This is a genomic window from Pantoea sp. QMID4 (assembly GCF_030270445.1).
GTDB classification, from domain to species: Bacteria; Pseudomonadota; Gammaproteobacteria; order Enterobacterales; family Enterobacteriaceae; genus Pantoea; species Pantoea vagans.
On sequence record NZ_BSXL01000008.1, the window covers coordinates 249120 to 267073 of the forward strand.

The 17954-nt window shown below is 51.5% G+C and carries 29 protein-coding genes; 23 read left to right on the forward strand and 6 right to left on the reverse strand.

Going from position 1 to position 17954, the window contains the following annotated elements:
* Positions 1–9: 9 nt before the first annotated feature.
* The 17 genes from rpsN (at position 10) to QSK07_RS19110 (ending at position 8509) form a co-directional block, all read left to right on the forward strand.
* Positions 10–315: a 30S ribosomal protein S14 gene (gene rpsN / locus QSK07_RS19030; RefSeq protein WP_008927132.1), complete on the forward strand. Its 306-nt coding sequence runs from the start codon at positions 10–12 to the stop codon at positions 313–315.
* Positions 316–347: 32 nt separating this feature from the next.
* The gene (rpsH, locus tag QSK07_RS19035) at positions 348–740 is read left to right on the forward strand and encodes a 30S ribosomal protein S8 (protein ID WP_003850158.1); all 393 of its coding nucleotides are present in this window, start codon (positions 348–350) and stop codon (positions 738–740) included.
* 13 nt (positions 741–753) lie between these two features.
* Complete coding sequence (gene rplF, locus QSK07_RS19040; RefSeq protein WP_013359237.1) at positions 754–1287, forward strand: 50S ribosomal protein L6; 534 nt, start codon at positions 754–756, stop codon at positions 1285–1287.
* A 9-nt stretch (positions 1288–1296) separates the two neighbouring features.
* Positions 1297–1650, forward strand: a complete 354-nt coding sequence (rplR, locus tag QSK07_RS19045; protein WP_003850163.1) for a 50S ribosomal protein L18 — start codon at positions 1297–1299, stop codon at positions 1648–1650.
* Between the two features lie 14 nt (positions 1651–1664).
* Positions 1665–2165 carry a 30S ribosomal protein S5 gene (rpsE, locus tag QSK07_RS19050; RefSeq protein ID WP_003850164.1) on the forward strand — a complete coding sequence of 167 codons (501 nt, stop codon included), beginning with the start codon at positions 1665–1667 and terminating at the stop codon, positions 2163–2165.
* A gap of 5 nt (positions 2166–2170) precedes the next feature.
* Complete coding sequence (rpmD, locus tag QSK07_RS19055; protein ID WP_017345842.1) at positions 2171–2350, forward strand: 50S ribosomal protein L30; 180 nt, start codon at positions 2171–2173, stop codon at positions 2348–2350.
* A gap of 3 nt (positions 2351–2353) precedes the next feature.
* Positions 2354–2788, forward strand: a complete 435-nt coding sequence (rplO, locus tag QSK07_RS19060) for a 50S ribosomal protein L15 (protein WP_003850168.1) — start codon at positions 2354–2356, stop codon at positions 2786–2788.
* Positions 2789–2795: 7 nt separating this feature from the next.
* The gene (gene secY, locus QSK07_RS19065) at positions 2796–4127 is read left to right on the forward strand and encodes a preprotein translocase subunit SecY (RefSeq protein ID WP_003850175.1); all 1332 of its coding nucleotides are present in this window, start codon (positions 2796–2798) and stop codon (positions 4125–4127) included.
* A gap of 32 nt (positions 4128–4159) precedes the next feature.
* Positions 4160–4276, forward strand: a complete 117-nt coding sequence (rpmJ, locus tag QSK07_RS19070; RefSeq protein WP_010252805.1) for a 50S ribosomal protein L36 — start codon at positions 4160–4162, stop codon at positions 4274–4276.
* 146 nt (positions 4277–4422) lie between these two features.
* The gene (gene rpsM, locus QSK07_RS19075) at positions 4423–4779 is read left to right on the forward strand and encodes a 30S ribosomal protein S13 (protein ID WP_090967261.1); all 357 of its coding nucleotides are present in this window, start codon (positions 4423–4425) and stop codon (positions 4777–4779) included.
* 16 nt (positions 4780–4795) lie between these two features.
* The gene (gene rpsK / locus QSK07_RS19080; protein WP_004160563.1) at positions 4796–5185 is read left to right on the forward strand and encodes a 30S ribosomal protein S11; all 390 of its coding nucleotides are present in this window, start codon (positions 4796–4798) and stop codon (positions 5183–5185) included.
* A 33-nt stretch (positions 5186–5218) separates the two neighbouring features.
* Positions 5219–5839, forward strand: coding sequence for a 30S ribosomal protein S4 (rpsD, locus tag QSK07_RS19085; protein ID WP_008927131.1), 621 nt, complete (start codon positions 5219–5221; stop codon positions 5837–5839).
* 25 nt (positions 5840–5864) lie between these two features.
* Positions 5865–6854, forward strand: a complete 990-nt coding sequence (locus QSK07_RS19090) for a DNA-directed RNA polymerase subunit alpha (protein WP_003850179.1) — start codon at positions 5865–5867, stop codon at positions 6852–6854.
* 40 nt (positions 6855–6894) lie between these two features.
* Positions 6895–7281: a 50S ribosomal protein L17 gene (gene rplQ / locus QSK07_RS19095; RefSeq protein WP_003850180.1), complete on the forward strand. Its 387-nt coding sequence runs from the start codon at positions 6895–6897 to the stop codon at positions 7279–7281.
* Between the two features lie 95 nt (positions 7282–7376).
* Positions 7377–7748 carry a DnaJ family domain-containing protein gene (locus QSK07_RS19100; RefSeq protein ID WP_098052235.1) on the forward strand — a complete coding sequence of 124 codons (372 nt, stop codon included), beginning with the start codon at positions 7377–7379 and terminating at the stop codon, positions 7746–7748.
* The gene (gene zntR / locus QSK07_RS19105) at positions 7749–8165 is read left to right on the forward strand and encodes a Zn(2+)-responsive transcriptional regulator (protein ID WP_098052236.1); all 417 of its coding nucleotides are present in this window, start codon (positions 7749–7751) and stop codon (positions 8163–8165) included.
* Between the two features lie 59 nt (positions 8166–8224).
* Entirely contained in the window at positions 8225–8509 is a 285-nt protein-coding gene (locus QSK07_RS19110; RefSeq protein ID WP_285722341.1) for an alternative ribosome-rescue factor A, read from the forward strand.
* On the opposite strand, the gene mscL is transcribed toward QSK07_RS19110, so the two are convergent.
* The 5 genes from mscL to def form a co-directional block, all read right to left on the reverse strand.
* The gene (mscL, locus tag QSK07_RS19115; protein WP_098052237.1) at positions 8459–8869 is read right to left on the reverse strand and encodes a large-conductance mechanosensitive channel protein MscL; all 411 of its coding nucleotides are present in this window, start codon (positions 8867–8869) and stop codon (positions 8459–8461) included. The genes QSK07_RS19110 and mscL overlap by 51 nt on opposite strands.
* Positions 8870–8993: 124 nt before the next feature.
* A complete protein-coding gene (trkA, locus tag QSK07_RS19120; protein WP_285722343.1) occupies positions 8994–10370 on the reverse strand; it encodes a Trk system potassium transporter TrkA in 1377 nt (458 codons plus the stop codon).
* Positions 10371–10388: 18 nt separating this feature from the next.
* Positions 10389–11690, reverse strand: a complete 1302-nt coding sequence (rsmB, locus tag QSK07_RS19125) for a 16S rRNA (cytosine(967)-C(5))-methyltransferase RsmB (protein ID WP_285722345.1) — start codon at positions 11688–11690, stop codon at positions 10389–10391.
* A 49-nt stretch (positions 11691–11739) separates the two neighbouring features.
* Positions 11740–12684: a methionyl-tRNA formyltransferase gene (fmt, locus tag QSK07_RS19130; RefSeq protein ID WP_285722347.1), complete on the reverse strand. Its 945-nt coding sequence runs from the start codon at positions 12682–12684 to the stop codon at positions 11740–11742.
* A gap of 20 nt (positions 12685–12704) precedes the next feature.
* The gene (def, locus tag QSK07_RS19135) at positions 12705–13217 is read right to left on the reverse strand and encodes a peptide deformylase (protein WP_275222223.1); all 513 of its coding nucleotides are present in this window, start codon (positions 13215–13217) and stop codon (positions 12705–12707) included.
* 115 nt (positions 13218–13332) lie between these two features.
* On the opposite strand from def, the gene dprA reads away from it, so the two are divergent.
* Genes dprA through QSK07_RS19165 form a run of 6 tightly spaced genes read left to right on the forward strand, consistent with a single transcriptional unit; the run spans position 13333 to position 17127 of the window.
* A complete protein-coding gene (dprA, locus tag QSK07_RS19140) occupies positions 13333–14457 on the forward strand; it encodes a DNA-protecting protein DprA (protein WP_098052241.1) in 1125 nt (374 codons plus the stop codon).
* Positions 14429–14902 (forward strand): DUF494 family protein Smg, encoded by a 474-nt coding sequence (gene smg, locus QSK07_RS19145; protein ID WP_013359228.1) that lies wholly within the window; start codon positions 14429–14431, stop codon positions 14900–14902. The genes dprA and smg overlap by 29 nt, the downstream gene beginning before the upstream one ends.
* A 24-nt stretch (positions 14903–14926) precedes the next feature.
* Positions 14927–15475, forward strand: a complete 549-nt coding sequence (locus QSK07_RS19150; RefSeq protein ID WP_098052242.1) for a DNA topoisomerase family protein — start codon at positions 14927–14929, stop codon at positions 15473–15475.
* A gap of 3 nt (positions 15476–15478) precedes the next feature.
* Positions 15479–16051 carry an L-threonylcarbamoyladenylate synthase type 1 TsaC gene (tsaC, locus tag QSK07_RS19155; protein WP_285722351.1) on the forward strand — a complete coding sequence of 191 codons (573 nt, stop codon included), beginning with the start codon at positions 15479–15481 and terminating at the stop codon, positions 16049–16051.
* A gap of 3 nt (positions 16052–16054) precedes the next feature.
* The gene (gene aroE, locus QSK07_RS19160; RefSeq protein WP_285722353.1) at positions 16055–16873 is read left to right on the forward strand and encodes a shikimate dehydrogenase; all 819 of its coding nucleotides are present in this window, start codon (positions 16055–16057) and stop codon (positions 16871–16873) included.
* On the forward strand, positions 16870–17127 hold the full coding sequence (locus tag QSK07_RS19165) for a DUF1488 family protein (protein WP_098052245.1): 258 nt from the start codon (positions 16870–16872) through the stop codon (positions 17125–17127). The genes aroE and QSK07_RS19165 overlap by 4 nt, the downstream gene beginning before the upstream one ends.
* Here the strand turns inward: QSK07_RS19165 and QSK07_RS19170 are convergent.
* Positions 17094–17648 carry a gamma carbonic anhydrase family protein gene (locus QSK07_RS19170; protein WP_098052246.1) on the reverse strand — a complete coding sequence of 185 codons (555 nt, stop codon included), beginning with the start codon at positions 17646–17648 and terminating at the stop codon, positions 17094–17096. The genes QSK07_RS19165 and QSK07_RS19170 overlap by 34 nt on opposite strands.
* Between the last annotated feature and the right edge of the window lie 306 nt (positions 17649–17954).

A 17954-nucleotide genomic window follows, 5' to 3' on the forward strand; every position in this document is an offset into this window, starting at 1 on the left:
GGTTACTTAATGGCTAAGCAATCTATGAAAGCGCGTGAAGTTAAGCGTGCAAAATTAGCAGACAAATTCTTCGCTAAACGCGCTGAACTGAAAGCGATCATCTCTGATGTGAACGCTTCCGACGAAGACCGTTGGGATGCTGTTCTGAAGCTGCAGAGTCTGCCGCGTGATTCCAGCCCTTCACGTCAGCGTAACCGCTGCCGTCAAACAGGTCGTCCGCACGGTTTCCTGCGGAAGTTTGGGTTGAGCCGTATCAAGGTCCGCGAAGCCGCCATGCGCGGTGAAATTCCGGGTCTGAAAAAGGCTAGCTGGTAATTGTCACCAATTGAATCACGGGAGTAACACAGATGAGCATGCAAGATCCGATCGCGGATATGCTGACCCGTATCCGTAACGGTCAGGCCGCGAACAAAGTTGCGGTCACCATGCCTTCCTCCAAGCTGAAATTGGCAATTGCCAACGTTCTGAAGGAAGAAGGATATATTGAAGATTTCAAAATCGAAGGCGACATCAAGCTGGAACTGGAACTTACTCTCAAGTATTTCCAGGGCAAAGCTGTTGTAGAAAGCATTCAGCGAGTAAGCCGTCCTGGCCTGCGCATCTATAAGAAAAAAGATGAGCTGCCAAAGGTAATGGCTGGTATGGGCATCGCTGTCGTTTCTACATCTAAAGGTGTCATGACTGATCGTGCAGCGCGCCAGGCAGGTCTTGGTGGCGAAATTATCTGCTACGTAGCGTAATCGGAGGATACATATGTCTCGTGTTGCTAAAGCACCTGTCGTTGTTCCTGCCGGCGTAGAGGTAAAACTCGACGGTCAGGTAATTTCGATTAAAGGTAAAAACGGCGAGCTGACTCGTACTATCAATGATGCTGTTGAAGTTAAGCATGCTGACAACGCTCTGACTTTCGCTCCGCGCGAAGGTTTCGTTGACGGCTGGGCGCAGGCGGGTACTTCTCGCGCGCTGCTGAACGCAATGGTTATCGGTGTTACCGAAGGCTTCACTAAGAAGCTGCAGCTGGTTGGTGTAGGTTATCGTGCAGCCGTTAAAGGCGACGTGGTAAACCTGTCTCTGGGCTTTTCTCATCCAGTCGATCACCAGCTGCCCGCGGGTATCACTGCAGAATGTCCAACTCAGACTGAGATCGTGCTGAAAGGCGCTGATAAACAGCTGATTGGTCAGGTTGCTGCGGACCTGCGCGCCTACCGTCGTCCTGAGCCTTATAAAGGCAAGGGTGTCCGTTACGCCGACGAAGTCGTGCGTACCAAAGAGGCTAAGAAGAAGTAAGGTAACACTATGGATAAGAAATCTGCTCGTATCCGTCGTGCGACCCGTGCACGTCGCAAGCTCAAAGAGCTGGGTGCTACCCGCCTGGTGGTACATCGTACCCCGCGTCATATTTACGCACAGGTAATCGCCCCGAATGGTTCCGAAGTTCTGGTCGCTGCTTCTACTGTAGAAAAAGCTATCACTGAACAACTGAAGTATACCGGTAATAAAGAAGCCGCAGCTGCAGTAGGTAAAGCTATCGCAGAACGCGCAATCGAAAAAGGCATCACTGGTGTTTCTTTCGACCGTTCCGGTTTCCAATATCATGGTCGCGTCCAGGCACTGGCAGATGCTGCCCGTGAAGCTGGCCTTCAGTTCTAAGGTAGAGGTCTAAGATGGCACACATCGAGAAACAAGCTGGCGAACTGCAGGAAAAACTGATCGCGGTAAACCGTGTTTCTAAAACTGTTAAAGGTGGTCGTATCTTCTCCTTCACAGCACTGACTGTGGTAGGCGATGGTAATGGTCGCGTAGGTTTTGGTTACGGTAAAGCGCGTGAAGTTCCAGCAGCGATCCAGAAAGCGATGGAGAAAGCCCGTCGCAACATGGTTAACGTCGCGCTGACCAACGGCACCCTGCAGCACCCTGTTAAAGGTGCACACACGGGTTCCCGCGTGTTCATGCAGCCGGCTTCAGAAGGTACCGGTATCATCGCCGGTGGTGCAATGCGCGCCGTTCTGGAAGTCGCTGGAGTTCATAACGTACTGGCAAAAGCCTATGGTTCTACTAACCCGATTAACGTGGTTCGTGCAACTATCGACGGCCTGGGCAATATGAAATCTCCGGAAATGGTCGCTGCTAAGCGTGGTAAATCCGTTGAAGAAATTCTGGGGTAATCACGATGGCTAAGACTATTAAAATCACTCAAACCCGTAGTTCAATCGGCCGCTTGCCTAAGCATAAAGCCACTCTGGTTGGCCTGGGTCTGCGTCGTATTGGCCACACCGTAGAGCGTGAAGACACGCCTGCAGTACGCGGTATGGTTAACGCGGTTTACTATATGGTTAAAGTGGAGGAGTAAGAGATGCGTTTAAATACTCTGTCTCCGGCCGAAGGGTCTAAGCACGCTACTAAGCGTCTGGGTCGTGGTATCGGTTCTGGCCTCGGAAAAACCGGTGGTCGTGGTCACAAAGGTCAGAACTCTCGTTCTGGCGGTGGCGTACGTCGCGGTTTCGAAGGTGGTCAGATGCCTCTGTACCGTCGTCTGCCGAAGTTCGGTTTCACCTCTCGCAAAGCAATGATCACCACAGAGATTCGTCTGTCTGATCTGGCGAAAGTTGAAGGCGGTATCGTCGACCTGAACGCGCTGAAAGCAGCCAACATTGTCGGTGTTCAGATTGAATTCGTTAAAGTAATTCTGTCTGGTGAAGTATCTACACCGGTAACGGTTCGCGGCCTGCGTGTCACCAAAGGTGCTCGTGCTGCAATCGAAGCTGCTGGCGGTAAAATCGAGGAATAAGTAGCAGATGGCTAAACAACCGGGATTAGATTTTCAAAGTGCCAAAGGCGGCTTTGGTGAGCTGAAACGCAGACTGCTGTTTGTAATCGGCGCACTCATTGTCTTCCGTATTGGCTCTTTTATTCCAATCCCTGGTATTGATGCCACTGTACTTGCCAAACTGCTTGAGCAACAGCGTGGCACCATCATTGAAATGTTTAACATGTTCTCTGGTGGTGCTCTCAGCCGTGCTTCTATTTTCGCACTGGGTATCATGCCGTATATTTCGGCATCGATTATCATTCAGTTATTAACGGTGGTTCATCCAGCGTTAGCGGAAATTAAGAAAGAAGGGGAGGCTGGCCGTCGTAAGATTAGCCAGTACACCCGATACGGTACGTTGGTATTGGCCATATTTCAGTCGATCGGTATTGCTACCGGTCTGCCGAATATGCCAGGGATGCAAGGCCTGGTCATGAATCCAGGCTTTGCTTTCTACTTTACCGCTGTTGTGAGTCTGGTCTCAGGAACGATGTTCCTGATGTGGCTGGGCGAACAGATTACTGAGCGTGGTATCGGTAACGGTATTTCGATCATTATCTTCGCAGGTATTGTTGCGGGTCTCCCGCCGGCCATTGGCCATACCATCGAGCAAGCGCGGCAAGGCGACCTGCACTTCCTTCTGTTGCTGTTGGTTGCAGTACTCGTATTCGCAGTGACCTTCTTTGTTATCTTCGTTGAACGTGGTCAGCGCCGCATTGTGGTGAACTACGCAAAACGTCAGCAGGGTCGCCGCGTTTACGCTGCACAGAGCACACATTTACCGTTGAAAGTGAATATGGCGGGCGTTATTCCAGCCATCTTTGCTTCCAGCATTATTCTGTTCCCGGCAACGATTGCATCGTGGTTTGGGGGCGGTACCGGTTGGAACTGGCTGACAACAATTTCGCTGTATTTGCAGCCAGGACAGCCGCTTTATGTGCTACTCTATGCGACTGCAATCATCTTCTTCTGTTTCTTCTATACGGCGTTGGTTTTCAACCCACGTGAAACAGCAGATAACCTGAAGAAGTCTGGTGCATTCGTACCGGGAATTCGTCCGGGAGAGCAAACGGCGAAGTATATTGATAAAGTGATGACGCGACTGACCTTAATCGGCGCGCTGTATATTACTTTTATCTGCCTTATCCCGGAGTTCATGCGTGATGCGATGAAGGTTCCCTTCTACTTTGGCGGTACTTCACTGCTCATCGTAGTTGTCGTCATCATGGACTTTATGGCTCAAGTGCAAACTCTGATGATGTCCAGTCAGTATGAGTCGGCACTGAAGAAAGCTAACCTGAAAGGCTACGGCCGTTAATTCAGTTGGTTGAGAAGTTACGGAGAGTAAAAATGAAAGTTCGTGCTTCCGTCAAGAGATTATGTCGTAACTGCAAAATCATTCGTCGCGACGGTGTCGTACGTGTGATCTGCAGCGCCGAGCCAAAGCATAAACAGCGCCAAGGCTGATTTTGTCACATATTTTTCTTGCAAAGTCGGGTTGAGCTGGCTAGATTAGCCAGCCAATCTTTTGTATGTCAGTACGTTTCCATTTGAGTATCCTGAAAACGGGCTTTTCAGCATGGGACGTGCTTGTTTAATTATAGGAGTGCATAGTGGCCCGTATAGCAGGCATTAACATTCCTGATCAAAAACATACCGTTATCGCATTAACTTCGATCTTCGGTATCGGTAAAACCCGTTCAAAAGCCATCTGCGCTTCAACGGGTATTGCTGAAAATGTTAAGATCAGTGAGCTGTCTGAAGAACAAATTGATCTGCTGCGTGATGCAGTTGCGAAATTCGTTGTAGAAGGTGATCTGCGCCGTGAAATCACCCTGAGCATCAAGCGTCTTATGGACCTTGGTTGCTACCGTGGTTTGCGCCATCGTCGTGGTCTTCCGGTTCGCGGTCAGCGTACTAAGACCAACGCACGTACCCGTAAGGGTCCGCGTAAACCGATCAAGAAATAATCGGGGTGAGTAAATAATGGCAAAGGCACCAGTTCGTGCACGCAAGCGTGTAAGAAAACAAGTCTCAGATGGCGTGGCTCATGTCCATGCTTCTTTTAACAACACCATCGTTACCATTACTGATCGTCAGGGTAACGCACTGGGTTGGGCAACCGCCGGTGGTTCCGGTTTCCGCGGTTCACGTAAATCCACTCCGTTTGCTGCTCAGGTCGCTGCAGAGCGCTGTGCAGAAGCGGTAAAAGATTACGGAATTAAGAACCTGGAAGTTATGGTAAAGGGTCCGGGTCCAGGTCGCGAATCTACGATTCGTGCTTTGAACGCCGCTGGTTTCCGCATCACTAATATTACTGATGTGACTCCGATCCCTCATAACGGTTGTCGTCCGCCGAAAAAACGTCGCGTATAACGCCCGTTTTTTTAGGATAGTTGGAGAAAGAAAATGGCAAGATATTTGGGTCCTAAGCTCAAGCTGAGCCGTCGTGAGGGCACTGACTTATTCCTTAAGTCTGGCGTTCGCGCGATTGATTCCAAGTGTAAGATTGAACAAGCCCCTGGTCAGCATGGTGCGCGTAAACCGCGTCTGTCTGATTACGGCGGTCAGTTACGTGAAAAGCAGAAAGTTCGTCGTATCTACGGCGTGCTGGAGCGTCAGTTCCGTAACTACTACAAAGAAGCAGCTCGTCTGAAAGGCAACACCGGTGAAAACCTGTTGGCTCTGCTGGAAGGTCGTCTGGACAACGTAGTTTATCGTATGGGCTTTGGTGCCACTCGTGCAGAAGCACGTCAGCTGGTAAGCCATAAGTCTGTTCTGGTAAATGGCCGCGTTGTTAACATCGCTTCTTATCAGGTATCTCCGAATGATGTCGTTAGCATCCGCGAGAAAGCCAAAAAGCAATCTCGCGTGAAGGCCGCTCTGGAGCTGGCTGAGCAGCGTGAAAAGCCAACCTGGCTGGAAGTTGATGCGACTAAGATGGAAGGTGTGTTCAAGCGTATTCCTGAACGTACTGATCTGTCTGCGGACATTAACGAACACCTGATCGTCGAGCTTTACTCCAAGTAAAGCTTAGTACCAAAGAGAGGACACAATGCAGGGTTCTGTGACAGAGTTTCTAAAACCGCGCCTGGTAGATATCGAGCAAGTGAGTTCGACGCACGCCAAGGTGACCCTTGAGCCTTTAGAGCGTGGCTTTGGCCATACTCTTGGTAACGCACTGCGCCGTATTCTGCTTTCATCCATGCCGGGTTGCGCGGTGACCGAGGTTGAAATTGATGGTGTACTTCATGAGTACAGCACCAAAGAGGGCGTACAGGAAGATATCCTGGAAATCCTGCTCAACCTGAAAGGGCTGGCGGTAAGAGTTCAGGGTAAAGATGAAGTTATTCTGACCCTGAATAAATCTGGCATTGGCCCTGTGACTGCAGCCGACATTACCCATGATGGTGATGTCGAAATCGTCAAGCCTCAGCATGTCATTTGCCATCTGACCGATGAGAACGCGGCTATCAGCATGCGTATCAAAGTTCAGCGTGGACGTGGCTATGTGCCGGCTTCTGCCCGAATTCATTCGGAAGAAGATGAGCGCCCAATCGGCCGCCTGTTAGTTGACGCTTGCTACAGCCCTGTAGACCGTATCGCCTACAATGTTGAAGCAGCGCGTGTAGAGCAGCGCACCGACCTGGACAAGCTGGTCATCGAAATGGAAACCAACGGCACAATCGATCCTGAAGAGGCGATTCGTCGTGCGGCAACCATTCTGGCAGAACAACTTGAAGCTTTCGTTGACTTACGTGACGTACGTCAGCCGGAAGTTAAAGAAGAGAAACCAGAATTCGATCCGATCCTGCTGCGCCCTGTTGACGATCTGGAATTGACTGTCCGCTCTGCTAACTGCCTTAAGGCAGAAGCTATCCACTACATCGGTGATCTGGTACAGCGTACCGAGGTTGAGCTGCTTAAAACGCCTAACCTTGGTAAAAAATCTCTTACTGAGATTAAAGATGTGCTGGCTTCGCGTGGTCTTTCTCTGGGCATGCGCCTTGAGAACTGGCCGCCAGCAAGCATTGCTGATGAATAATCAGATCACAGGTTAAGGTTTCACTGAGAAGGATAAGGTCATGCGCCATCGTAAGAGTGGTCGTCAACTGAACCGCAACAGCAGCCATCGTCAGGCTATGTTCCGCAACATGGCCGGTTCTCTGGTTCGTCACGAGATCATCAAAACGACTCTGCCGAAAGCCAAAGAACTGCGTCGCGTAGTTGAGCCGCTGATTACTCTTGCCAAGACCGACAGCGTAGCTAATCGTCGTCTGGCATTCGCCCGTACTCGTGATAACGAGATCGTGGCAAAACTGTTTAATGAGCTGGGCCCGCGTTTCGCGAGCCGTGCCGGTGGTTACACTCGTATTCTGAAGTGTGGCTTCCGTGCTGGTGACAACGCTCCGATGGCTTACATCGAGCTGGTTGATCGTCCAGAAGCTCAAGCAGAAGCAGCCGCAGAGTAATCTGTAGCAACGTAAAAAACCCGCTCCGGCGGGTTTTTTATTGCCTGAAATTGATTACCTTAGAAAGATGTCTTTCATGTTCAAAGGAACCAATTATGTGGCTGGTTGATGAACTTGCGGAACAGCACATCAAGGCAGCGCTGGAAAAGGGTGAGCTGAGCAATCTTCCGGGCTCTGGAAAGCCGTTACAGCTGGATGATGACAGCCATGTTCCTCCTGAATTAAGAGCGGGCTACCGGCTACTGAAAAACGCGGGCTTTCTGCCGCCGGAGCTTGAGTTAAGACGGGAGGCCATGGAAGTGAACGATCTTATTCGCCAGCTTGATCCTGCGGATCATCGCTATCAGGATCATTGTCATCGGCTTCAGTTGCTGGCGCTGCGATTACGCCAGGCGGGCATGAGCACAGATTTTCTGCATGGCGATTATTCGACAGCCATTCAGAATCGCTTCAGCGAGGAGGAGTAGATGTTTCGCATTGGACAGTTAGCTAAGCTAGCTGACGTTACGCCAGACACCATCCGTTTTTATGAAAAACAGCAGATGATGGATCACGACGGTCGTACGGAAGGGGGGTTTCGTCTTTATAACGAGGCCGATCTTCAGCGTCTGAAATTTATCCGCTACGGTCGTAAACTTGGGTTTAGCCTTGAAGCCATCAGAGAGCTACTTTCTATCCGGGTCGATCCTGCGCATCATACCTGTCAGGAATCCAAAGCGATCGTTGAAAAACGGCTAAGTGAAGTGGCTCAGATGATCGCAGAATTGGAAACGATGCAACGTTCTCTGCGTCGCCTCTCGGATGCGTGTTGTGGTGACAGTCATAGTAGCATTTCCTGCTCAATTCTTGAGGCGCTGGAGCGGGGAGAGGCGTTGAGTAAATAAGCATCTTGTTATTTTGCTGCAAAGGAATAGAGTATCTGACCATCTCAACAGGAGGCGTTATGAGTAAATATCAGCATACTAAAGGGCAAATTCGCGATAACGCGATTCAGGCTCTGCTGCACGACCCGTTATTTCGACAACGTATTGAACAGAAGCAAAAGGGTAAGGGCAGTTTTAAGCGGAAAGAGAAACATGATAAGGGGAATGGATGGGAGGGCAGTGATAAGAAAGCGTCTTATCACTGCCCTTCTGCTTTTACAATAAGAAAAACCGCCTTCGAGGCGGTTTATTCACTATATCCGGGTATTCTGCTGTTTCAGCAGATCGCGAATTTCTGTCAGTAAGACTTCTTCGTTAGACGGTTTAGCAACCGGCTTTTCCACTTCTTTTTTCTTGTACAGACGATTCATCAACTTAATCGCCATAAAGATCGCGAAAGCGATAATGACGAAATCAAAGATGGTCTGAAGGAAGATACCGTACTGCATAACAACAGCTGGCGCATCGCCTGTTGCGGGTTTAAGAACCCATGCGAATGATTTGAAATCGACTCCGCCGATCAGCAAGCCTAATGGTGGCATGATGATATTAGCGACTAATGATGAAACGATTTTACCGAATGCTGCACCGATGATGACACCTACGGCTAAATCCATTACATTGCCGCGCATTGCGAAATCACGAAACTCTTTGATTAAACTCATACTTATCTCCTTGCCCAAGCCAACGCCATAAAGTCTAACAAACCTCACTGTTTTTGCCATCAACACAGCCAATTAAGCGGCAGTTTTGCATGCAGCATACTAAGTTAGCCTGTAAAAGCGGCATTTACAGGAAAAACGGACTTGGCTGGAAGAGGCGCTCCACATCTGACACGAATTTCTTGTCGGTCAGGAACATAATGACATGATCGCCTTGTTCAATACGCAGGTTATCATTAGCAATCATCACATCATCCCCACGAACGACTGCGCCAATAATAGTCCCTGGCGGCAGTTTGATGTCATCAATCGAACGACCAACAACGCGTGACGTCGACTCATCGCCATGCGCTATCGCTTCAATCGCCTCTGCAATACCGCGTCGTAATGATGAAACGCCTACGATATCCGCTTTGCGCACATGACCCAGCAGGGCCGAGATTGTGGCTTGCTGAGGGGAAATAGCGATATCGATGACGCTGCCCTGGACCAGATCGACGTAAGCGCGGCGCTGGATCAGTACCATCACTTTTTTCGCACCCATCTTTTTCGCCAGCATGGCAGACATTATGTTGGCTTCATCATCGTTGGTGACGGCGATAAACAGATCGACCTGCTCAACGTGTTCTTCAGCGAGCAGCTCCTGATCGGACGCATCGCCATAAAAAACTACAGTGTCATGCAGATGTTCTGCGAGTTCAGCTGCGCGCTGGGGATTCCGCTCAATCAGCTTAACGCTGTAGTGCTTCTCAAGCCGCTGCGCCAGACCGAAACCGATGTTGCCGCCACCGACCAGCATAATCCGTTTATAAGGTTTCTCCAGCCGCTGCATTTCACTCATTATCGCACGAATATTCTGGCTGGCAGCGATGAAGAACACTTCATCACCTGCTTCTACGATGGTTGAACCCTGCGGACGAATAGGGCGATCCTGCCGGAATATAGCGGCTACGCGCGTATCAATGTGTGGCATGTGCTCACGCATGATCGAGAGCGGATTTCCCACCAGCGGCCCGCCATAATAGGCTTTTACCACTGCCAGACTGACTTTTCCTTCAGCAAAGTTAACCACCTGCAATGCGCCAGGATACTGAATCAACCGGTAGATATTGTCGATTACCAGCTGCTCAGGTGAGATCAGATGATCGATAGGCACCGCCTCAGGTATAAACAACTTGTCTGCATCACGCAGATAGTCGGCCGCACGGATACGGGCGATGCGATTCGGCGTATTGAAAAGCGAATAAGCAATCTGGCAGGCAATCATGTTGGTTTCATCCGAGTTGGTTACAGCAACCAACATGTCGGCATCTTCTGCACCCGCCTCACGCAAGATTCGTGGATGGGAACCATGACCCTGAACAACGCGCAAATCGAACTTATCCTGCAGATGACGCAGACGTGAAGAATCGGTATCTACCACCGTAATGTCGTTGTTTTCACCCACCAGATTCTCTGCCAGAGTTCCGCCAACCTGTCCTGCACCCAGAATGATTATTTTCATCGCTTATCGATACTCATCTCAGTTTGTACCCGATTTCTTTATCAGCTTAGCGTAGAAGAAACCATCTCCACCTTCAGCTTGCGGGAAGACCTGCAACCCGTTCGCGGGCGCATCCCGCAGCGGTTCCGCCTGGGCATCGTGCTGGCGTTGCAGGAAAGCCTCTACCTGCTGATGATTTTCTTCTGGCAGGATAGAGCAGGTGGCATAAATCAGCGTACCGCCCGGTTTCAGGTGCGGCCAGATGGCATCAAGAATTTCACTCTGAAGCTTTGCCAGCTCAGCGATATCACGATCGCGACGCAGCCACTTAATGTCAGGATGACGGCGGATTACACCGGTCGCAGAGCAGGGCGCATCCAGCAGAATACGGTCAAACTGACGATCACCGCACCACTGTTGTGGCGTTCGTCCATCCCCCTGTTTTATCTCTGCATTCATACCCAGCCGCTGCAGATTCTCATCAACGCGTTTAAGGCGCTGCGCATCCACGTCAACGGCAAGCACCTGGGCTTCCGGCGCAATTTCAAGAATGTGGGTCGTTTTACCGCCAGGAGCCGCGCATAAATCCAGAATCTGTTCGCCATTTTGCGGTTCAAGCAGTAAAGCACAGCGCTGGGCGGATAAATCCTGCACGGTCACCCAACCCTGATCAAAGCCGGGTAGCTGGCTGACCGGGGCAGGTGCGTCAAGCCGCAGCGCATCCGGTACGTCGTCAGCGGGTTGCGCATTTCTGCCGCTTTCGGCCAGCATGGCGAGCCACGCGTCACGATCCTGGTGCTGGCGGTTAACCCGCAGCCACATCGGCGGCCGCAGATTATTGGCTTCGACGATCTGTTGCCACTGATTTGGCCAGGCATGCTGCAATCGCTTTAACAGCCATCCCGGATGAAGATAACGCTGTGGGCCATTCTGGATGCTGGCAAGCAGCTCTTCCCGCTGGCGCTGAAACTGGCGTAATACACCATTTAACAAGCCTTTCAGACTGGTACGCTTCAGGACTTCAGCGCCCGCGACGGTTTCTGCCAGTGCAGCATGGGCAGGCACGCGGGTATATTCCAGCTGATAAAGCCCGACCATGATCAGATAGTGCAGAACCCGCTGTTTGCCGGTCAGTGGACGCTCCATCAGTTTGCCGATCAGCGCTTCAAGCTGCGGTAGAGTGCGCAATACACCAAAACAGATTTCCTGTACTAACGCGCTATCTTTGTCAGAGAGTTTTTTCTGGGCGGCCGGCAGTGCGGTATTCAGGGATTCGCCTTTGTCGACCACACGCTCAATAAGTTGAGCGGAAAGGCTTCGCAGGTTGATAGATTTAGTCATAGGGTTTTGTCATCAAACAAAAGGCCCGGTGAGTGACCGGGCCTGGGAGTCAGTCCAGAAGGGTTCCAGGTTCAAACCATTCCCGGCGCGAGTTGAGAAGATCCTGAGCCAACATCGGTTTTTTACCGGCAGGCTGTAACTGCAGCAGATTCAGTACACCCTGAGCCGTCGCTACCTGTATGCCATGCTTATCCGCACTGATAATTTCACCCGGCGAACGATCGCAGTGGGGCAGAACGCTTGCCTGCCAGACTTTTACGGGTTGATCACCAATGGTGAAAAAGCTCATCGGCCATGGGTTAAACGCGCGAATACAGCGTTCAAGCTGGTCTGCAGAGAGGGTCCAGTCGAGACGTGCCTCCTCTTTACTGAGTTTCTCAGCATAGTTGGCCAGTGTTTCATTCTGCTTTTCAGGTGAAGCCTGTCCAGCGCTCAGTAACGTCAGTGTATCCAGCAGCCCCTGTGGACCAAGCTGCGCGAGCTTGTCATAGAGCGTTGCACTGGTATCTTCAGCGGTAATCGGGCAAGCCAGCTTATGCAGCATATCGCCGGTGTCTAACCCCACGTCCATCTGCATAATTGTCACGCCGGTTTCGCTATCGCCAGCCCACAGTGCGCGCTGAATAGGTGCGGCTCCGCGCCAGCGCGGCAGCAGTGAACCATGAACGTTGATACAGCCGAGACGTGGCATATCCAGTACGGCCTTTGGCAGAATCAATCCGTAAGCCACAACGACCATCACGTCTGCCTTCAGTTCAGCGACCAGTTGCTGATTTTCTTCAGGTCGCAATGACTTAGGCTGATAAACCGGAATGTCATGTGCCAGCGCCAGCGTTTTGACCGGGCCTGGCGTGAGTTTGTTACCGCGACCCGCAGGACGGTCGGGTTGGGTGAATACGCCGATAACCTGATGTTCAGAAGCAAGCAGCGCGTCAAGATGACGCGCTGCGAAGTCAGGTGTGCCGGCAAAGATGATTTTTAGCGGGGCAGACACGTTTATCCCTTCTTAAGATCTCAGGAAGCCTGCGCGTTCTGACGCGCCAGTTTCTCTAACTTAGTTTTGATTCGTTGCCGCTTCAGAGGCGACAGATAATCAATAAACAGTTTCCCTTCCAGATGATCAATCTCATGCTGGATACAGATAGCCAGTAACTCGCCGGCTTCCAGCTCGAAACTTTTACCATCACGATCAAGTGCGCGAACCTTTACCCGCTCGGCACGTGGAACAAACGCGCGCTGTTCCGGAATAGAGAGGCAACCCTCTTCAATACCGGTTTCGCCGCTTTTTTCCAGCAGCTCAGGGTTGATCAGAACTAAACGCTCTTCACGACTTTCAGAGACATCAATCACGATAATGCGCTGATGAATATCGACCTGCGTAGCCGCAAGACCGATACCTTCTTCGGCATACATCGTCTCGAACATATCATCAACGATACGCTGAATGTCTGCGTTAACTTCTTTAACGGGCGCAGCGACTTTGCGAAGACGCTCGTCAGGGAAATGTAATACCTGCAAAACTGACATAAATATCCAGATCTGTATTCGGTTAAGAAAAGATTACTGCCTCATATTGTAGACTTTTCGAGGCCTGATTGACAGCATTGTGCGGCAGGAAGCAAGGGCGATCAGGGAGCAGGAGATGGACAAAACAGGGCAGTATGTGCGGCTGGCGGCCGTCACCGGAATGACAGGAAAACGCTGGATTGACGTGGCGCAGCAGACAGGTGCCGGACTGGCAGACGATGAGCAGCTTATCCGGCTTGGGTTAGATGCCAGTCAGCGACAGCAATATTATGAATTTAGTGAAAAAAATATTGAGGAAGTCTGTTCCTGGCTGGCGCAGAATCCGGCTCATCATCTGATTACCGCTTTGGATACAGCTTATCCAGCCCGCCTTAAAGAAACCAATCGCTTCCCACCGCTGCTCTATATTGATGGCGATCCTGCCGTTATCAGTACACCACAGTTAGCAATTGTGGGAAGCCGGAACAGCTCTCACTATGGCCGTTACTGGTGTGACTGGTTTACCCAGCATTTAAGCCTGGGCGGATTGACCATCACCAGCGGACTGGCGCGGGGTATTGATGGCGTTGCGCATCAGGCTGCACTCAACGTGGGCGGTAAAACGGTGGCGGTGTTAGGAAGCGGGTTGCAGCATCTTTATCCCAAAAGCCATACCCGTCTTGCCGCAGAGATTGTCGGGCAGGGCGGTGCTATCGTTTCTGAGTTTCCACTGACGACCATACCGCATCCCCTTAATTTTCCACGCCGTAATCGTATCATCAGCGGCCTGAGCCACGGTGTGCTGGTGGTTGAAGCCTCGCTGAAAAGTGGCTCATTGGTGACGGCCCGTTATGCGCTGGAGCAAAATCGCAATGTCTATGCCTTGCCTGGCGCGCTCGGTAACCCGTTAAGTGAAGGTGTAAACTGGCTGATTCAGCAGGGCGCGCTGCTGGTGGCTCATCCCAATAACATCGCAGAAGATCTGGCAAATGCACTTAACTGGCTACCCATGGCTCAGGCGGATGAAATTTATTCTGAGGTGAAGGACGATGCTCCATTGCCATTTGCTGATGTGTTGGCTAACGTAGGAGATGATGTTACACCTGTTGACGTTGTCGCTGAACGTGCCGGCCAATCTGTGCCAGTTATCTCAGCTCAGTTGCTGGAACTGGAGTTAGCAGGATGGATCGCAGCTGTACCCGGCGGCTATGTCCGATTGAGGAGGGCATGCCATGTTCGACGTACTGATGTACTTGTTTGAGACATATATCCACAACGAAGCAGAAATGGGTGTTGATCAGGACAGATTGACAGATGACCTGACGGATGCCGGGTTCCATCGCGAAGATGTTTACAGTGCGCTGAACTGGTTAGAAAGACTGGCTGATTATCAGGAAGGACTGGTAGAACCAATTTTACTGACAAATGATCCGCTCTCCATGCGTATTTATACCGATGAAGAGAGCAAACGTTTAGATGCTGACAGCCGTGGTTTCCTGCTGTTCCTGGAGCAGATTCAGGTGCTGAACCTGGAAACCCGTGAAATGGTCATCGAACGTATCATGGCGCTGGATACTTCTGAGTTTGATCTGGAGGATCTCAAATGGGTGGTGCTGATGGTGTTGTTCAACATCCCGGGATGTGAAAATGCCTATCAGCAGATGGAAGAACTGCTATTCGACGCCAATGAAGGTATGCTGCATTAAATTTCCTTTCATGCATTGAACGCTATGAGCAAAGCTGTACTCTTCACTGCGCGTAAACAGGATCCCTGCCCCGCTTGCGGGGCAGAACTGGTTATCCGATCCGGTAAACACGGTCCTTTTCTGGGCTGCGCGAACTACCCGGCTTGTGACTACATTCGACCTTTAAAAGGTCAGGCCGATGGCCATGTGGTCAAAGTGCTGGAAGGCCACGCCTGTCCTGAATGCGGTGCGGATAAAGTGTTGCGGCAGGGACGTTTTGGCATGTTCATAGGCTGCAGCCTCTATCCGGAATGCGGATACACAGAAACCATCGATAAACCGGATGAAACCTCGCTGGCCTGCCCACAGTGCCATGAAGGCCGGTTAGTTCAGCGGCGTTCCCGTTATGGCAAAACGTTTCACTCCTGCGATCGTTATCCGGCCTGCCAGTTTGTCGTCAATCTGACACCCGTTGCCGGGATCTGTCCTCATTGTGAGTATCCGCTGTTAGTTGAAAAAAAGACGGCGCAGGGCGTTAAGCGCTTCTGCGCCAGTAAGAGTTGTGGCAAAGCCATCGCGGAAGAGAATTCATAGACCATGGAAAATCAACACCTCGCCGATTCACTTGAGACCTGCTTAGAGCATCTGAATCGTCAGGCGGTCATCGCCTATCCTACGGAAGCCGTATTTGGTCTGGGCTGTGACCCTGACAGTGAATCTGCCGTGATGGCACTGCTGGCGCTGAAACAGCGCCCGGTAGAGAAGGGACTCATCCTGATTGCGGCTGATTACAGTCAGCTAGAGCCTTACATCTCGGCGCGCGAACTCTCTGTGCTCCAGCGGGAGCGAATGTTTGCCTGCTGGCCCGGCCCGGTGACTTTTGTCGTGCCTGTGCCGCCAAAGACGCCTCGCTGGCTTACCGGACAGTTTGATTCACTGGCTATTCGCGTCAGTGACCATCCCGATGTTCAGGCCCTATGTCGGGCGTTTGGCAAACCGCTGGTCTCAACCAGCGCAAACCTGTCAGGCCAGCCTCCCTGCCGTACGGCTGCAGAAGTGAAGCAGCAGTTTGGTGAGCCGTTCCCGGTTCTGTCGGGTACAACGGGTGGACGACTCAATCCTTCTGAAATCCGCGATGTCATCAGCGGCGAACTCATACGTCAGGGTTAATTCATGGATCACTTCGCCGTTTTCGGTAATCCGATCAGCCACAGTAAATCGCCGCTGATTCATCAGGATTTCGCTAAGCAGACGGGCATTGAACATCGCTATGGTCGCATCTGTGCCCCGGTTGATGGTTTTGCTCAATCGCTTTCTGCCTTTTTCGGGCAGGGAGGTCGTGGTGCCAACGTGACGTTACCTTTCAAACAGCAGGCATGGGAATTTGCCGATCAGCTCAGCGAACGTGCAGCTCTGTCCGGTGCGGTAAACACCGTTAAAAAGCTCAGTGATGGACAGATCCTGGGAGACAACACGGATGGTATCGGCCTGTTAAGCGATCTTGAACGGCTGAATATGATCAACGCTGGCGACAATGTCTTGCTGGTGGGAGCGGGCGGAGCCGCACGCGGTGTTATTCTGCCACTGCTTTCAGCAGGCGTGACCCTGACCGTCGTCAATCGTACCGCGGCGCGCGCTGAAGAGCTGGCGAACCTGTTTGACGCGAGCGGGACTATCCGGGCATCTGGTTTTGAGCAGCTGGCGGATCAGCGCTTTGATCTGATCATCAATGCCACTTCAAGTGGTGTGAATGGAGAAACGCCTCCTTTACCTGCAGAGGTCATCCATTCTGAGGTGCGCTGCTATGACATGTTTTATCAAAGCGGGCTGACGCCTTTTTTACGCTGGTGTCAGGCGCAAGGGACTCATCATCTGGCCGATGGACTGGGGATGCTGGTGGGCCAGGCTGCGCATGCTTTCTATATATGGCACGGTGTGATGCCGGAAATCACGCCGGTGATTGCTCACCTTAAGCAGGCCATGCAGCCATGAATCAGGCGATACAGTTCCCGGATGAGGAAACCTATGACGCTGAAATGAACGCGGTCTGTTTTCCAGTACTGGTCAACGGCATGCGGCTGAATTGTGCAATCAGCCGCGATTCGCTGAATTCACGTTTTGGTGAAGGGGAGGCGATAGCGCTGTTTCAGCACCATCGCTGGGATCTGGAAGATGAGGCCGAAGCGGCTGTTCGTCAGGATAACGTGGATGATCAGGGCTGGGTCTGGTTATTTCCCGCCAGGTAATCATCTTTCCAGCCAACATAGTTATTAGCGGAATAGCGCAGACCTTCCTTCTCACTGTCATTCAGCGGCCTGACCTGCTTTACCGGGCTACCCAGATAGAGATAGCCGCTCTCCAGCCTTTTACCCGGCGGCACCAGACTTCCGGCACCAATCATCACTTCTTCTTCTACTATTACGCCATCCAGCAGAATCGATCCCATCCCGACCAGCACGCGATCACCAATGGTACAGCCGTGTAGCATCGCTTTATGCCCGACGGTGACGTCCTCGCCAATAATAAGAGGGAAGCCCTGGGGGTTGGCGGCTGATTTATGCGTGACGTGCAGAACACTGCCGTCCTGCACATTAGTACGGGCACCAATGCGGACCTGATTCACATCACCTCTGATCGCAACCAGCGGCCAGATGCTCACATCATCCTCCATAATCACATCACCGACAACAACACTGCTTGGATCGACCATAACCCGCTGACCAGTTTGCGGGAAAAGATCTTTATAGGGACGTAGGGCGGAAGTCATCTTGTTTCTCCTTTGTTCTGTTTTCACTGCAGCCTGATGCCATTTTAGCCAGCTGACAAGCCAATTCTGACGCGGATCGCTGGCGATCTCACCAATCTGGATCATTTATAACCGTTCAGATAAAAGATCCTAAAAAAGGGTTGTGCTCTCAAACGGGATCCCTATAATGCGCCTCCATCGACACGGCACACCGGCAACGGGAAACGGGTTGAGAGGCACAGGAGACTGCGCCGCCGGAGAAAAACTTCTGAGAAAGAGGTTGACTCTGCAGGAGGAAAGCGTAATATACGCCACCTCGCGACAGGA

Excerpts from the sequence above, each read along its gene's own strand:
- rpsN (WP_008927132.1), top strand. The coding sequence starts at position 10 with ATGGCTAAGCAATCTATGAAAGCGCGTGAAGTTAAGCGTGCAAAATTA.
- rpsH (WP_003850158.1), top strand. The coding sequence starts at position 348 with ATGAGCATGCAAGATCCGATCGCGGATATGCTGACCCGTATCCGTAAC.
- rplF (WP_013359237.1), top strand. The coding sequence starts at position 754 with ATGTCTCGTGTTGCTAAAGCACCTGTCGTTGTTCCTGCCGGCGTAGAG.
- rplR (WP_003850163.1), top strand. The coding sequence starts at position 1,297 with ATGGATAAGAAATCTGCTCGTATCCGTCGTGCGACCCGTGCACGTCGC.
- rpsE (WP_003850164.1), top strand. The coding sequence starts at position 1,665 with ATGGCACACATCGAGAAACAAGCTGGCGAACTGCAGGAAAAACTGATC.
- rpmD (WP_017345842.1), top strand. The coding sequence starts at position 2,171 with ATGGCTAAGACTATTAAAATCACTCAAACCCGTAGTTCAATCGGCCGC.
- rplO (WP_003850168.1), top strand. The coding sequence starts at position 2,354 with ATGCGTTTAAATACTCTGTCTCCGGCCGAAGGGTCTAAGCACGCTACT.
- secY (WP_003850175.1), top strand. The coding sequence starts at position 2,796 with ATGGCTAAACAACCGGGATTAGATTTTCAAAGTGCCAAAGGCGGCTTT.
- rpmJ (WP_010252805.1), top strand. The coding sequence starts at position 4,160 with ATGAAAGTTCGTGCTTCCGTCAAGAGATTATGTCGTAACTGCAAAATC.
- rpsK (WP_004160563.1), top strand. The coding sequence starts at position 4,796 with ATGGCAAAGGCACCAGTTCGTGCACGCAAGCGTGTAAGAAAACAAGTC.
- rpsD (WP_008927131.1), top strand. The coding sequence starts at position 5,219 with ATGGCAAGATATTTGGGTCCTAAGCTCAAGCTGAGCCGTCGTGAGGGC.
- QSK07_RS19090 (WP_003850179.1), top strand. The coding sequence starts at position 5,865 with ATGCAGGGTTCTGTGACAGAGTTTCTAAAACCGCGCCTGGTAGATATC.
- rplQ (WP_003850180.1), top strand. The coding sequence starts at position 6,895 with ATGCGCCATCGTAAGAGTGGTCGTCAACTGAACCGCAACAGCAGCCAT.
- QSK07_RS19100 (WP_098052235.1), top strand. The coding sequence starts at position 7,377 with ATGTGGCTGGTTGATGAACTTGCGGAACAGCACATCAAGGCAGCGCTG.
- zntR (WP_098052236.1), top strand. The coding sequence starts at position 7,749 with ATGTTTCGCATTGGACAGTTAGCTAAGCTAGCTGACGTTACGCCAGAC.
- QSK07_RS19110 (WP_285722341.1), top strand. The coding sequence starts at position 8,225 with ATGAGTAAATATCAGCATACTAAAGGGCAAATTCGCGATAACGCGATT.
- mscL (WP_098052237.1), bottom strand. The coding sequence starts at position 8,869 with ATGAGTTTAATCAAAGAGTTTCGTGATTTCGCAATGCGCGGCAATGTA.
- trkA (WP_285722343.1), bottom strand. The coding sequence starts at position 10,370 with ATGAAAATAATCATTCTGGGTGCAGGACAGGTTGGCGGAACTCTGGCA.
- rsmB (WP_285722345.1), bottom strand. The coding sequence starts at position 11,690 with ATGACTAAATCTATCAACCTGCGAAGCCTTTCCGCTCAACTTATTGAG.
- def (WP_275222223.1), bottom strand. The coding sequence starts at position 13,217 with ATGTCAGTTTTGCAGGTATTACATTTCCCTGACGAGCGTCTTCGCAAA.
- dprA (WP_098052241.1), top strand. The coding sequence starts at position 13,333 with ATGGACAAAACAGGGCAGTATGTGCGGCTGGCGGCCGTCACCGGAATG.
- smg (WP_013359228.1), top strand. The coding sequence starts at position 14,429 with ATGTTCGACGTACTGATGTACTTGTTTGAGACATATATCCACAACGAA.
- QSK07_RS19150 (WP_098052242.1), top strand. The coding sequence starts at position 14,927 with ATGAGCAAAGCTGTACTCTTCACTGCGCGTAAACAGGATCCCTGCCCC.
- tsaC (WP_285722351.1), top strand. The coding sequence starts at position 15,479 with ATGGAAAATCAACACCTCGCCGATTCACTTGAGACCTGCTTAGAGCAT.
- aroE (WP_285722353.1), top strand. The coding sequence starts at position 16,055 with ATGGATCACTTCGCCGTTTTCGGTAATCCGATCAGCCACAGTAAATCG.
- QSK07_RS19165 (WP_098052245.1), top strand. The coding sequence starts at position 16,870 with ATGAATCAGGCGATACAGTTCCCGGATGAGGAAACCTATGACGCTGAA.
- QSK07_RS19170 (WP_098052246.1), bottom strand. The coding sequence starts at position 17,648 with ATGACTTCCGCCCTACGTCCCTATAAAGATCTTTTCCCGCAAACTGGT.